Origin of the sequence: Streptomyces sclerotialus (assembly GCF_040907265.1) — a bacterium.
GTDB classification, from domain to species: Bacteria; Actinomycetota; Actinomycetes; order Streptomycetales; family Streptomycetaceae; genus Streptomyces; species Streptomyces sclerotialus.
Genome location: NZ_JBFOHP010000002.1, coordinates 1,395,504 through 1,408,415, shown reverse-complemented (window position 1 = coordinate 1,408,415; position 12,912 = coordinate 1,395,504). Strand labels below are relative to the sequence as shown.

The 12,912-nt window shown below is 73.1% G+C and carries 9 protein-coding genes and 2 pseudogenes; 7 read left to right on the top strand and 4 right to left on the bottom strand.

Annotated elements, in window-relative coordinates; translation table 11 throughout:
- Positions 1 to 4: 4 nt before the first annotated feature.
- Both pdxA and AAC944_RS06235 read left to right on the top strand, forming a co-directional pair.
- Positions 5 to 1,057, top strand: a complete 1,053-nt coding sequence (pdxA, locus tag AAC944_RS06240) for a 4-hydroxythreonine-4-phosphate dehydrogenase PdxA (protein ID WP_030624116.1) — start codon at positions 5 to 7, stop codon at positions 1,055 to 1,057.
- Positions 1,054 to 2,406: an MFS transporter gene (locus AAC944_RS06235; RefSeq protein ID WP_030624118.1), complete on the top strand. Its 1,353-nt coding sequence runs from the start codon at positions 1,054 to 1,056 to the stop codon at positions 2,404 to 2,406. Before pdxA ends, AAC944_RS06235 begins: the two co-directional genes overlap by 4 nt.
- On the opposite strand, the pseudogene AAC944_RS06230 reads toward AAC944_RS06235, so the two are convergent.
- Positions 2,370 to 3,165 (bottom strand): annotated as a pseudogene (locus AAC944_RS06230) (AMP-binding enzyme); the annotation flags it as partial. The gene AAC944_RS06235 and the pseudogene AAC944_RS06230 sit on opposite strands and share 37 nt — an antisense overlap.
- Here AAC944_RS06230 and AAC944_RS36480 point away from each other — a divergent pair.
- Together AAC944_RS36480 and AAC944_RS06225 are read left to right on the top strand one after the other, a co-directional pair.
- A pseudogene (locus AAC944_RS36480) lies at positions 3,166 to 3,299 on the top strand (thiolase domain-containing protein); the annotation flags it as partial.
- A 109-nt stretch (positions 3,300 to 3,408) separates the two neighbouring features.
- Complete coding sequence (locus AAC944_RS06225) at positions 3,409 to 3,651, top strand: DUF397 domain-containing protein (protein WP_030624120.1); 243 nt, start codon at positions 3,409 to 3,411, stop codon at positions 3,649 to 3,651.
- A 36-nt stretch (positions 3,652 to 3,687) separates the two neighbouring features.
- On the opposite strand, the gene AAC944_RS06220 is transcribed toward AAC944_RS06225, so the two are convergent.
- Positions 3,688 to 4,410 (bottom strand): leucine-rich repeat domain-containing protein, encoded by a 723-nt coding sequence (locus AAC944_RS06220; protein WP_030624122.1) that lies wholly within the window; start codon positions 4,408 to 4,410, stop codon positions 3,688 to 3,690.
- Positions 4,411 to 4,426: 16 nt separating this feature from the next.
- Positions 4,427 to 5,521, bottom strand: coding sequence for an isoafricanol synthase (locus AAC944_RS06215; protein WP_063760038.1), 1,095 nt, complete (start codon positions 5,519 to 5,521; stop codon positions 4,427 to 4,429).
- 286 nt (positions 5,522 to 5,807) lie between these two features.
- Between AAC944_RS06215 and AAC944_RS06210 the strand changes: the two genes are divergently transcribed.
- The 3 genes from AAC944_RS06210 (at position 5,808) to AAC944_RS06200 (ending at position 11,876) form a co-directional block, all read left to right on the top strand.
- Positions 5,808 to 8,744 (top strand): ATP-binding protein, encoded by a 2,937-nt coding sequence (locus AAC944_RS06210; protein ID WP_030624128.1) that lies wholly within the window; start codon positions 5,808 to 5,810, stop codon positions 8,742 to 8,744.
- A gap of 53 nt (positions 8,745 to 8,797) precedes the next feature.
- Complete coding sequence (locus tag AAC944_RS06205) at positions 8,798 to 9,295, top strand: hypothetical protein (RefSeq protein WP_030624131.1); 498 nt, start codon at positions 8,798 to 8,800, stop codon at positions 9,293 to 9,295.
- Positions 9,296 to 9,497: 202 nt separating this feature from the next.
- Positions 9,498 to 11,876 carry a glycosyl hydrolase family 95 catalytic domain-containing protein gene (locus AAC944_RS06200; RefSeq protein ID WP_196943358.1) on the top strand — a complete coding sequence of 793 codons (2,379 nt, stop codon included), beginning with the start codon at positions 9,498 to 9,500 and terminating at the stop codon, positions 11,874 to 11,876.
- Here the strand turns inward: AAC944_RS06200 and AAC944_RS06195 are convergent.
- Positions 11,863 to 12,912: a LacI family DNA-binding transcriptional regulator gene (locus AAC944_RS06195; protein ID WP_368396932.1), complete on the bottom strand. Its 1,050-nt coding sequence runs from the start codon at positions 12,910 to 12,912 to the stop codon at positions 11,863 to 11,865. The genes AAC944_RS06200 and AAC944_RS06195 overlap by 14 nt on opposite strands.

Genomic DNA, 12,912 nt, shown 5'->3' with positions numbered 1-12,912 from the left:
CGTCATGAGTGCTGCCAGCGATTCCGCTGCTCTTCCCGTCCTTGCCGTCACCCTCGGCGATCCCGCCGGTATCGGGCCGGAGATCGTCGCGCGGACGCTCGCCGATCCGGGGACCGCGGCCGTCGGGCGCGGTATCGCGGTCGGGGACGCCGCCGTGCTGCGCCGGGCGCTCGCCGTCTGCGGGCTGGACGGCGTACAGGTGAACACGATCGGCGCGCCCGGGGAGGCGCGTTTCGCGCCGGGCACCATCGACGTGCTGGACCTCGGGATCGTCACCGGGGACCTGGCGTGGGGCGAGGTCAGTGCCGAGGCCGGGCGGGCGGCCGTCGCGGCGATCGAGACCGCGACCCGGATCGCGCTGGACGGCGAGGTGGACGGGATCGTCACCGCGCCGATCAACAAGGAGGCCATCTGGGCGGCGGGTTCGGAGCACCTCGGGCACACGGAGATGCTCGGCGAGCTGACCGGGGCCGCGCACTTCGACACCATGTTCGTGGTACGCGGGCTGAAGATCTTCTTCACGACGCGGCACGTCGCGCTGCGCAAGGCGCTGGACCAGATCACCGAGGAGCGGGTCGCGGCGAGCATCCGGCACGCCGTCACCGCGTTGCGCGTCTTCGGCCACGACGAGCCCCGCCTCGCCGTCGCCGCGATCAACCCGCACGGCGGCGAGGGTGGCCACTTCGGGGACGAGGAGATCACCGTACTGCGGCCCGCCGTGGAGAAGGCCGCCGCCGAGGGGCACGGCGTGTACGGGCCGGTCCCGGCCGACTCCGTCTTCCACCAGGGGCTGGCGGGGCGCTACGACGGCGTGCTGTCGCACTTCCACGACCAGGGGCACATCCCGGCGAAGACCGTGGACTTCGACGGCACCGTGTCCGTGACCGTGGGGCTGCCGATCCTGCGTACCTCCGTGGACCACGGCACCGCCTTCGACATCGCCGGCACCGGCCAGGCGTCGCCCGGCACCATGGCCGCCGCCTTCCGGGCCGCCGCGGACTTCAGCCGGTTCACCGACCGCATCCGCGCCGCCTACGGGGCGGGGGTCCGCCCATGACGGCCCCGGTACCCGCCGGGGACCAGGCAGCGGGCCAAGGGGCGGGCCGGGCCGCGGTCCCGGCCAAGCGGTGGGGGTACGTCATCCCCGTCGCCGCCTTCATGTACATGCTGGCGTACCTGGACCGGAACAACGTCTCCGTCGTGCTGCCCTACATGCACGGCGAACTGCGGCTCTCCCATGCCGACATGGGGATGGTCAGCGGCATCTTCTTCGTCGGGTACGTCTTCCTGCAGATCCCGGCCGCGGTGCTGGCACAGCGCTGGAGCGCGCGGAAGACCGTGCTGATCCTGATGGTCGCCTGGGGGCTGGCGGCGATGGCCTGCGCCTTCGTGCAGACCAAGGAGCAGTTCTACGTGGCGCGGTTCGCGCTCGGCTTCTTCGAGGGCGGCGTGTGGCCCGCCGTACTGATCCTGCTCGCCTCCTGGTTCCCGCTGCGCGAGCGGGCCCGTGCCAACGCGCTGTGGATGGCCTGTCTGCCGCTGTCCTCGATCATCATGGCGCCGCTGTCCGGGCTGATGCTCGACCACGCGAGCTGGCGCTGGGTGCTCTTCCTCCAAGGAGTGCCGCCGCTGGTGTGGGCCGTGGTGTGGTGGTTCGCCGTCGCCGACCGGCCCGCACAGGCCCGCTGGATCTCCCGGGCGGAGGCCGCGCATCTGGAGAGCGCGCTGGCCGCCGACGAGGCCGCCAAGCCCGCACCGGCCGGCGGCGGCTCGTACCTGAAGGCGGTGCGCAGGCCGCAGGTCCTGTTGCTGATCGGGGTGTACTTCTTCTGGATGACGGGCTTCTACGGGTTCAGCCTCTGGCTGCCCTCGGTGGTCAAGGAGCTGACGCATGACGGCTCGTCGACGGAGGTCGGGCTGCTCACGGCGATCCCGTTCGCCCTCGCGCTCGGTGCGATGGTCGCCAACGCCGCCTGGTCGGACCGTACCCGGCGGCGCCGGTCCGCCGTCGCCGGGCCCCTCGTGGCCGGTATCGCCGCGCTGCTGCTCGGCCAGGTGGTCGAGGGCGGCTTCCTGCGGATGGTGCTGCTGTGCGTGACGGCCGTGGCGGTGTACGCGCCGTACGGGCCGTTCTGGGCGATCCCCGGCGAGCTGCTGAGGCTGGAGGTGGTCGCGGTGGCCATGGGGCTGGTCAACGCGCTCGGCAACCTCGGCGGCTTCGCCGGGCCGTACCTCGTCGGCTGGCTGACCGACACGACGGGGACGCAGCTCACCGGGTTCGCGGTGCTCGCGGGGTCCCTGGCGGTCGCCGCCGGGCTGGTGACCTTCGGGCTGCGCCCGGCGCCGGCGGCGCCTGCCGAGCGCGGGAGTCAGCCCTCCGCTGCCACCCGCTTCGCCCAGCGGTAGTCCGCCTTGCCGCCGGGGGAGCGCTGGATGCGGTCGGCGACCACGACCGTACGGGGGATCTTGTAGCCGGCCAGCCGGGTGCGGCAGTGGGCCTGGACGGCGGCCAGGCCCACCGGCCCGGCACCCGGCCGCAGCTGCACCACGGCCGCCACCCAGGTTGCCCCAGCGGTCGTCCGGTACCCCCGCGACCAGGGCGTCGTGCACGTCCGGATGGGCCTTGAGCGCCTGCTCGGCCTCCTCCGGGTAGGCCTTCTCGCCGCCGGAGTTGATGCACTGCGAGCCGCGTCCCAGGACCGTGACCACGCCCTCCTAGCCGAGCGGCACGTGGCCGCGCTGCGCCAGGCGGCCGGGCTCGCCGGGCGCCACGGGCGCGTGCGTCACCGGGTCGACCACCGCCGTACGGCCGTTGACGTGCAGCCGGAAGCCGGTGTCCGGGCCGGCGTCGTCGGTCGCCGTGCCGTTGAAGCCGGACTCCGACGAACCGACGTTGTGGAGCAGCATCGTGTGCGGGAGCAGGGCGGTGAACCGGTCGCGGACGGTGTCGGAGAGGACCGCGCCGGAACTGGAGAGGGCGAACAGCGACGAGCAGTCGGTGCCCTTGAGGGGCCGCCGAGCGCGTCCGTCAGGGGGGCGCGGCATCGCGTCGCCCACGAGGGAAACGCGGGTGAACCGCTCGCGTTCGATCGTTCGCAGTACTTCTTCGGGCACGTACTTGCGGTGCAGGACCACCTTCTGGCCGAAGTGGAAGCCTATGAGGGCGCGGCACCCCAGGTGCGCGGCCGGTCGCTGGGCACCAAGTGCCGGGCGCACGGCGGCCGTTGAGGCACGCGTACGGAGGAGGGGCACAGTTCTTCTCGATGTGGCTGGTCGGCGCGGAACCGCCCGCGACCTGACCGGAGCGCTACGGGACGCCGCGGCGCGGCCCGACGCGGCCTGTCGGTCGCCGGGCACCGTGGCTAGGCTGGCCCGGACGGCGGACCCCACCGGGGAGGAGCGGTAAACGTGGCCGAAAGCACCACCACCGAGCAGCGGATCACCGGCGAGAAGCAGCCCGACCTCGATCTCACGCACGCCCAGTGGCAGCCCAGTGGCCAGGGCGTGGGCGACGTCCAGATCGCCTTCGTCGACGGTTTCATCGCGATGCGGGACCGCCGCAGCCCGGACGGCCCGGCCGTCGTCTTCTCACCCGGCGAATGGCGCGGGTTCGTGCTGCGCGCCCGGGACGGCGAATTCGATCTGACGTGACATCCGGCCGGACCCCGGCCGGGCGGTGCCTACCCCTCAGGTGAGGACGACGCAGCCGCGGCCCCTCAGGGCACGCAGCTCAGGGGCCGCCTCGTCGACGGCGTTCCAGCGCAGGTCCAGCTTCTCCAGCGACGGCCATTCCGGCAGCCAGTGGGGGAGCGCGCCGATGCGGTTGCCGCGCAGGTCCAGCCGGCGCAGCAGGGGCAGCGCGCGCAGCGCCTCGGGGACATCGGTCAGCTCGTTCTCGCGCAGTTCCAGTTCGCGCAGCTCCCGGAGCCCGGCGAAGGAGCCGGGCAGCGCGGTCAGGCGATTGCCCCGCAGCCACAGCTCCCGGAGGCGCGCGAGCCGGCCGAGCGCCGGCGGCAGGGCGGCCAGGGCGCAGTGCTGGGCCCGCAGCTCGTACAGGCCCGCCAGGCCGCCCAGCTCGTCCGGGAGCCGGCGCAGCGGGTTCTCGCCGATGTTGAGGTAGCCGAGGCGGGCCAGCCTGCCCAGTGCGGCGGGCAGTTCGGTGAGCCGGTTGTCGTGCAGGTACAGGCAGCCGGAGAGGCCGGTGAGGTCGCCGAGTGACGAGGGTAGCCGGGTGAGCGCGTTGTGACCGAGGTCCAGCGTGCGCAGCGTGCTGAGCTCGCCGATGCGTCCGGGGAGCTCGGTGAGGGCGTTGTCGGCCAGGATCAGCACCCGCGGTCCCGGCACCGCCTCCCACACCTCCGCCGGTACCCGGCCCAGCCCGGCCTTCCAGTAGTCGAACGTGTCCGGCACGGAAGACGGCCGCCGCTCAGGAGCCGGCCGGCCGCCCGGCCGCGGGCACACCCGGGTCGGCGGCGGCGAAGAGTTCGGCCCACGGGCGGCTGCGGACCGCGGCGGTGCCGGTGTCGTCGTACCGCGGGGTCTCCTGCGACCACACGAGATTGCCGCTCATCAGATGCTGCATGCTCGTGACGTAGTGCGCCACGTGGTCGTGCACGTCGGCGGGCATGCCCAGCTCCTTGAGGGTCGCCGGCAGGGTCGCGGCGATCTGCTGGAACTGGTCCACGCGCGCGTTGGCCGTCCGGACGATCCGGCGTACCGCCTGGTCCAGCGTGCAGCCGGTGGAGCGGTGCAGGATGATCACGCTGTTGTTGACGTCGCCGGCCGCCAGCTCCTTGTCCACCGACACGATGTCGTTGACGAAGATGACCACTTCGGCGGTGAGCCGGCGCAGCTCCGCGAGCGGCGCTCTGCCGTGCAGCTCACGGGGGAGGACGTAACCGCCGCAGCGCTCTGCGAAGTCCAGGCAGGGCTGGACTCCTATGGAGTCACGGCGGCCCTTGAGGTACTGCTCCAGTGGCAGCGCCCCCTTGCGGGTACGGTTCTGCGCCTCCCAGTGGTACGCGCCGAGATACCGCTCCCAGTGGCCCTGGAAACGCAGCTGCCAGGCGCGGGGCGCGTCGGCGGTGATCCGTTGCCAGATGTCGCGGTAACCGGCGACCAGCGGGCTGTCGGGCTCCTCGGGCAGCAGCTCCGGAGCGTCGTCCATCGTGCGCACCACTCGGTCCACGAAGTGCGCCACCGCCTCCGGGCACTGGCCCAGCTCTCCGTCGAACTGGTCGTCGAAGAGGAAGAACCAGGCGTTGAAATCCGTGGCCAAGGCCAGCTCGGTGGTGTCCGCCTCGGGGTAGAAGTAGGCCATGAGCCGGTCCAGTCGCAGCGCGTCGTACTCCTCGGTCGCCGCCTCACCGCAGAGCATGCCGTACCCGTGCAGCCAGCCGAGGGTGTGCCGACGGGCCGCCTCCACCCCGGGGTTGAGACGCGCCGGGAAGGGGATGGTGAGGGGCGCGGTACGCCGGGGGACGGGTGACAGCGGTACCGCTGCCGTGATCGGGTCGTTCATGGTCCGCCTCCTTCGCGCTGCGCCCCGCGGCGCAGTCAGGGGAGCCTGGGGCTCCTGCGATGACCAGTCAAGAAGGGAGCAGGTTATCGGTCAATGAGTTCGTGCACGAACGCCCGCTCGCGCCACCCGCGTAGGGACAGGGCCGTGCGCCGCGCGATGACCCAAGCGGCGCGGAGCGTGTCAATGCGCTCCACAGGTTCATGGTCGGAAGTTGCTCAGCCCGGACCACGCGGTGCCCGCCGACGCTAGGCTCATCGCTATATGCAGGAGGGGTAAGGAAATCACCATGGCGGAGATGATCGGGCGGTCCGGCCGGACGCGCAGGCCGATGCTTGAGCGAGAGGCCGAACTCGGCGCGCTGGACGCCCTGTTGACCGACCTGTGCGGCTCCGGCGAAGAGGACGGGAGCGTGCGGACGGGCGGTCTGATCGCCTTCGCCGGGCCCCCGGGCATGGGCAAGACGGCGCTGGTCAACGAGGCCCGCCGGCGCGCCATCGCCCGCGGTTGCACGGTGCTGCTCGCCCGGGGCGGTGAGCAGGAGCAGGAGGTGGCCTTCCACGTCGTACGCCAGCTGGTGCAGCCGGTCTTCGCCGCGGAATCCCCCGAGGAGCACCGCCGCATCCTCGGCACGTGGTACGACATCGTCGCGCCCGCTGTCGGCCTCGTCGCGGCGGAGGGCGACGCCTCTCCCGACCCGCAGGGCGTGCGCGACGGCCTGGACTGGGTCGTCACCCGCTTCGCGGTGCACTTCTCGCCCGTCGTCCTCATCCTCGACGACGCGCACTGGGCCGACCCCGAATCCCTGGCCTGGCTCACGGCGTTCGCCTCCCGCGCCGAGGAGCTCCCCATACTGATCATCGTCGGATACCGCCCCGACGAGCTGCCGGCCGGCGCCGGACCGCTGCGCCGGATCGCCGAGCGCAGCGGCTCCCGCCCCTTCGAGCTGACCCCGCTCACCCCCACCGCTGTCCGGCGCGTGGTGACCCACATGGTCGGCGACGGTGCCGACGAGGCGTTCTGCCGCGAGCGCTGGGCCGTCACCGGCGGCAACCCGTACGAGGTCGTCGAGCTGAGCGCCAAGATCCGCGAGCGCGGCATCAAGCCCCAGCAGGCCAACGTCTCCCAGCTGCGCGAGCTGGTCACCGCCATCAAGGACAGCGGGCTCATCGAGCGGCTGGAGCGGCTCGGGACCGCCGCCGTCCGCTTCGCCTGGGCCGCCGCCGTGCTCGGCACGGAGGTCTCCCCGACCCTCGCCGCCAACGTCGCGGGTCTCGGTGCCGTCCAGGCAGCGGACGTCGTGGACAAGCTGCGCGACGCCCGTATCCTCGCCCCGGCCCGCTCCTCCGACAACGGCAGCCTCCGCTTCTTCCACCCCCTCGTCGCCAGCGCCGTCTACCAGGCCATCCCCGGTGCGCTGCGGGTCGCCCTGCACGGCCAGGCGGCCGCCGCAGTCGTGGACGCGGGCCAGGGCGCCACGGCCGCGGCCCGGCACCTGCTGGAGATGCACCCCGAGCACGACGACTGGGTGGTGCAGCGGCTGCGGGAGGCGGCGAGCGAGTACTTCCGCGCGGGCGCCCCGGACGCGGCCCGCCGCTGCCTGGCCCGTGCGCTGCGCGAACCGCCCGCCCTCCAGGACCGCGCCCGGGTCCTCTTCGAGCTGGGCTGCTCCTCCCTGCTCAGCGAACCCGCGACCACGGTGAATCATCTCCGCGCGGCGCTGGAGGAGCACGAGCTGGACCCGGACCTGCGCGAGACGATCACGTACAAGCTGGCGCAGGCGCTCGGGCACGCCGACCGCATGGAGGAGGCGGCCCAGGTCGTCGCCGCCGAGGCACAGCGCGCCACCAACGCGCGGACGCGGCTGCGCATGCAGGCCGAGCAGTTCATGTGGAACGCCTTCCGCGCCGACGAGCAGGACTCGCCCGCCCGCTCCCGGCTGCTGGCCAAGCTCGCCGACCACCTCACCGGGCGCGGCATGGCCGAGCGGTACATCTTCGGGCTGCGCGCCTGGGACGCCATGGTGCGCGGCGAGAGCGCGCAGACCGCGCTGCACTACGCCGAGGAGGCCCTCGGCGACGGCCTGTCGTGGACCGACGAGGAGTGGGGCTTCGAGGTGCCCGTCCTCGTCGCGCTCACCTTCATGTACTGCGACCAGCCGGGCCGCGCTGAGGAGCTGTTCCACAAGGGCATCGCCGAGTGCGAGCGCAAGGGCTGGCGCGGCGCCCACCTCTCGTTCGGGTACACCCTGCTCGGCTACATCCGCTACCGCCGCGGGCGGCTCGCCGAGGCCGAGGACCTGGTGCACGGCGGTCTGCGGATCGCGCACCGGGTGGGCCAGCGGGTGCCGGCCCAGTGGTTCGCCATCGGCATCCTCATCGAGATCCTGCTCGCCCGTGGCCGGGTCGCCGAGGCGCAGGAGCTGGCCGACACCTACAGCTACGGCGAGGTCGTGCCGAACGCCGTCGTCTACCCCGACTCGCAGACCGTCTACAGCGAGCTGCTGCTCGCGCGCGGCCTGCACCGTGACGCGGAACAGCAGCTCACGGCGGTCGGCAGGCGCCTGGAGCCGCGCGCCATGCGCAACCCCGCCTGGTGCCCCTGGCAGCTCCACCTCGCCCGCGCGATCACCCTCACCGACCGGGCCAGGGCCCTGACCCTGGCCGACGAGGCGCTGCAGCGCGCCCAGGACTTCGGTACCGAGTCCGCCATCGGGCAGGCGCTGTTCTGCAAGGCCGGCGTGGTCGGTGGCGCGGAGGGCATGAAGCTGCTGGCCGAGGCGGTGCGCCACTTCGAGCGCTCCCCGTCCGCCTTCGAGCTGGCCCAGGCCCTGGTGGAGCACGGTGCGGCGCTGCGCCGGGCCGGCCTCCCGCAGGACGCCGCCGACCGCCTCTACCGCGGCCTGGACGGCGCCCTGCACTGCGGCGCCGAGTCGCTGGCGGCGCGGGCCCGCGACGAGCTGTCCGCCGCCGGGCTGCGCCCGCTCCAGCTGCGCACCTCCGGCACGGACACGCTCACCACGCAGGAGCGGGCGGTGGCCGAGTGGGTCGTGCAGGGCTGGACCAAGGACCGGATCGCCGTCGAGCTGGGCACGCAGGTACCGGCTGTCAGCCGGCTGCTGTCCGGGGTCTACCGCAAGATGGGGACGGACCGTAGCGGCCTGCCCCGGCTGCTGGAGAGCGCGAGTGCGGCCACCGTGCCGCCGCCCACCGCGCCGGAGGGGTGACGGCCGCCCGGTACCGCAGGAGGGTACGGCGGCGCGCCACGTACGATGGCTGTATGTCGTTCCTCCGCCGCCGTAGCGCCGTGCCTGCCGGGCCTGATTTCGATGTGCTTGCCATGGATCCCGGGGACTGGCCCGGCAATCTCGGCGCCGGGCTGCTGCCCGCTCCTGACGGCACCTGCCAGGGTGTTTTCCTGCGCTACGACCTCTTCGGCGGCCGCGGCCCCGCCATGATCATCGGCAATCTCCCCGAGGGCTCCCCGGCGCGCGAGCTCGGTGAGGGCGAGGTGCCCTTCGAGGTGGCGCAGCTGCTGGACGCGCTGGGCAACGACGAGGAGGTCACCGTCGTGGAGACCGAGGACCTCCCGGTCATGCACGACAACAACCTCCTGATCGTCAAGCGCATCAAGTGCTCCGAGGGCCGGATCTCCTGCGTGCAGTTCGACCGGAGCGACGGCGTGCTGGTCACCATCGCGAGCTGGGACCGCCCGATCACCGACGATCTGTACGCGCTGCTCAAGCCGCTGCCCGCGGAGATGTTCCAGCAGGGCTGAGCCTCCCGGCACGGCACATCACGGACCGGTGACCCCGGTTCCGGACCGGTGACCCTGGTTCCGTACGGCCTCTTGTCGGTCTATTCATCGGACCTCTAGCATCGGCGGCGCCCCGTCGGGGTGAGCCGCGCGTCGTGTCCTCCGGGAGTCGCCGATGTGTCCGGGAATGGGTCGAAGAGCCGTTGTACTGGGCGGTGCCGGAATGGGCGGCGCGCTCGCCCTCGGCGGGCCGCGGCGGCGGGCGTCAGCGCAGGAACCCGCCGTCATCGAAACGGTCGAGACCTCCGATGACCAGCTCCTCTGGTACGACCGTCCCGCCGGCGACTGGGAACGCGAGGCCCTGCCCCTCGGCAACGGCGCGCTCGGCGCGATGGTCTTCGGCACCGTCGCGAGCGAGCGGCTCCAGTTCAACGAGAAGACGCTGTGGACCGGCGGCCCCGGCTCCCCGGGCTACGACGCCGGCAACTGGCACGGCCCACGCGCCGAAGCCCTCGCCCGGGTCAGACGGCTGATCGACGACGAGGGCAGCGCCGACCCCGAGCGGGTCGCCGAGCTGCTGGGCCAGCCGAAGACCGGCTACGGCGCGTACCAGACCTTCGGCGACCTCCACCTGGACCTGGCGGACGCGCCCGCGTCCCCGGCCGGCTACCGCCGCGAGCTGGACCTCCGCTCCGCCGTGGCACGGGTGCGCTACCGCGCCGGAGCCACCACCCACCACCGCGCGTACTTCGCCTCGCACCCCGACGGTGTGCTCGTCGGCCGCCTCACCGCGGACCGGCCCGGCGCCGTCGCCTGCACCGTCCGCACCACCTCGCCCCGCGACGACCGCACGGTGACCGCACGGCACGGCCGGATCACCGTACGGGGCGCGCTCCAGGACAACGGGCTGGTCTTCGAGGCGCAGCTACGGGTGCTGACCGAGGGCGGCACGGTCCGCGACCACGCCGACGGTACGGTCACGGTCACCGGCGCCGACGACCTGTGGTTCGTGCTCGCGGCGGGCACCGACTACGCCGACCGGCACCCGCACTACCGCGGCCCCGACCCGCACGACCGGGTGACCCGGGCCGTGGACGCCGCGGCCGCCAAGGGCTACGGCCGGCTGCTCGCGGCCCATCTGCGCGACCACCGGCGGCTGTTCGGCCGCGTCGTGCTCGACATCGGAGGGCGCGTCCCGGCCGGCGTCCCCACCGACCGCCTCCTCGCCTCGTACACCGGTGGTGCGGACGCCGCCGACCGCGCACTGGAAGCGCTGTACTTCGCGTACGGCCGCTACCTTCTCCTCGCCTCCTCGCGCCGCGGCTCGCTCCCCGCCAACCTGCAGGGCGTCTGGAACGAGTCCACCAGCCCGCCCTGGGCGGCGGACTACCACACCAACATCAACCTCCAGATGAACTACTGGCCCGTGCACGCCGCCGGCCTCGCCGAGGCCGCCGAACCCCTGGAACGCTTCGTCACGGCGCTGCGCCCGCCGGGCACGGTGTCGGCGAAGGAGATGTTCGGGGCGCGCGGCTGGGTGGTGCACAACGAGACCAACCCGTACGGCTTCACGGGCGTGCACGACTGGGCCACCGCGTTCTGGTTCCCCGAAGCCGCGGCCTGGCTCGCGCACCACCTCTACGACCACTACCGCTTCACCCGCGACCCGGGCTTCCTGCGCCGTACCGCCTACCCGGCGATGAAGGAGGCCGCCCTCTTCTGGCTGGACACCCTGCACACCGACCCGCGCGACGGCACCCTCGTCGTCTCGCCCAGCTACTCGCCGGAGCACGGTGCCTTCACCGCGGGCGCCGCCATCTCCCAGCAGATCGTCCGCGACCTGTTGGTGAACACCCTGGAGGCAGCCCGGCTGACCGGCGACACCGCGGCGTTCCGTACGGAGGTCCAGGGGGCGCTGGACCGGCTCGACCCGGGGCTCCGCATCGGGTCGTGGGGCCAGCTGCAGGAGTGGAAGGCGGACCTGGACGACCCGGCGGACACCCACCGGCACGTCTCGCACCTCTTCGCGCTGCACCCCGGGCGGGCGATCGAGCCCGGCGGCGAGTGGGCGGAGGCGGCGAAGGTCTCGCTGCGCGCACGGGGCGACGGCGGCACCGGCTGGTCCAAGGCCTGGAAGATCAACTTCTGGGCGCGGCTGGGCGACGGCGACCACGCGCACACCATGCTCACCCAGCTGCTGACCGGCTCCACCCTGCCCAACCTCTGGGACACCCACCCGCCGTTCCAGATCGACGGCAACTTCGGGGCCACCGCCGGGATCACCGAGATGCTGCTGCAGAGCCACCTCGACGCGATCGAGGTGCTGCCCGCGCTGCCGGCCCGCTGGCCCGAGGGCTCGGTCAGCGGCCTGCGGGCGCGCGGCGACGCGGGCATGGACATCGAGTGGGCGGACGGGGCCGCGCGCCGGGTCGTGGTGCACGCGGGCCGGTCCGGTGAACTGCGCCTGCGCGGCGGGCTGTTCACGCGGGCGTACGCGGTCCGCGATCTGACGGCCGGCAAGGGGCTGGTGCCGCGCACGGAGGAGGGGACGGCCGTCCTCGCGGCGCGTGGGGGTCACTCGTACGAGTTCACTCCGGCGTAGCGGGCCCGGCCTGCTGGGGCGGGGCCGTGGTGGCCCGGGGTATCAGCCGGGTCGGCAGGACGATGTGCCGGGCCTGGTCGGCTTCCGGGTCGTTGATCAGGTCGCGGGCCAGCTCGCCCGCGGCCCGGCCGATGTCCCCGGGGGACTGGGCGATCGTGGTCAGGTCCGACCACTCGGCCATCTGGTGGTCGTCGAAGCCCAGTACGGACATCCGCCCGGGCACGTCGACATGGGCGTTGCGCAGCGTCCAGAGCACCGAGACGGCGACCTCGTCCTGCTCGGCGAAGATCGCGGTGGGCGGTTCGCGCAGGCTCAGCAGCGTCCCGACCGCCTCGGCGGTGCGGCGCTTGTGCCCGGGCGAGGTGGCGACGACCAGCTCGTCGTCCGGTTCCACCCCCGCCTCGCCGAGCGCCTGCTGGTATCCGAGCAGCCGCTCGTGCGAGCTGAACACGAAGCCGCTGGCGCCGGTGGTCTGCACGAAGGCGATCCGGCGGTGGCCGAGGCCGAGCAGATGCCGGGTGCCGGCCCTGGCCGCGGCCACGTCGTCCACGTACACGCTGGGCCGGCCCTCGGCGTGCTGGCTGATGTAGACCACCGGTACCTGCAGGTCGTCCAGGCGCGCGCTCTCCTCCTCGGAGAGGTCGAAGGAGAACACCAGGAGCGCGTCGGCGTTGCGCCGCGCGGGCAGCCGTTCGAAGAAGGTGGTGCGCTCCGTCATGTCGGGGATGACGTAGACGAGCAGTTCCAGGCCGGCCGCGCGCAGTACGGGGCCCAGGCTGGAGAGCGCCGAGCCGATGAACCACGAGTTGAGCGTGGGCGCGAGTACGGCGACCACGCCCGTGCGGCCCGTGACGAGGCTGGACGCCTGCCGTGAGACCACGAAGTGCAGTTCTCGGGCGGCCTGTTCGACGCGGGCGCGCACCTCGGGCGAGACGGTCGACAGGCCGCGCATGGTGCGGGAGACGGTGGAGGCCGACACCCCGGCCCGCTGGGCGACGTCGGCCAGCGTGGGGTGGTGTCGCTGGGCTGGTGGCAT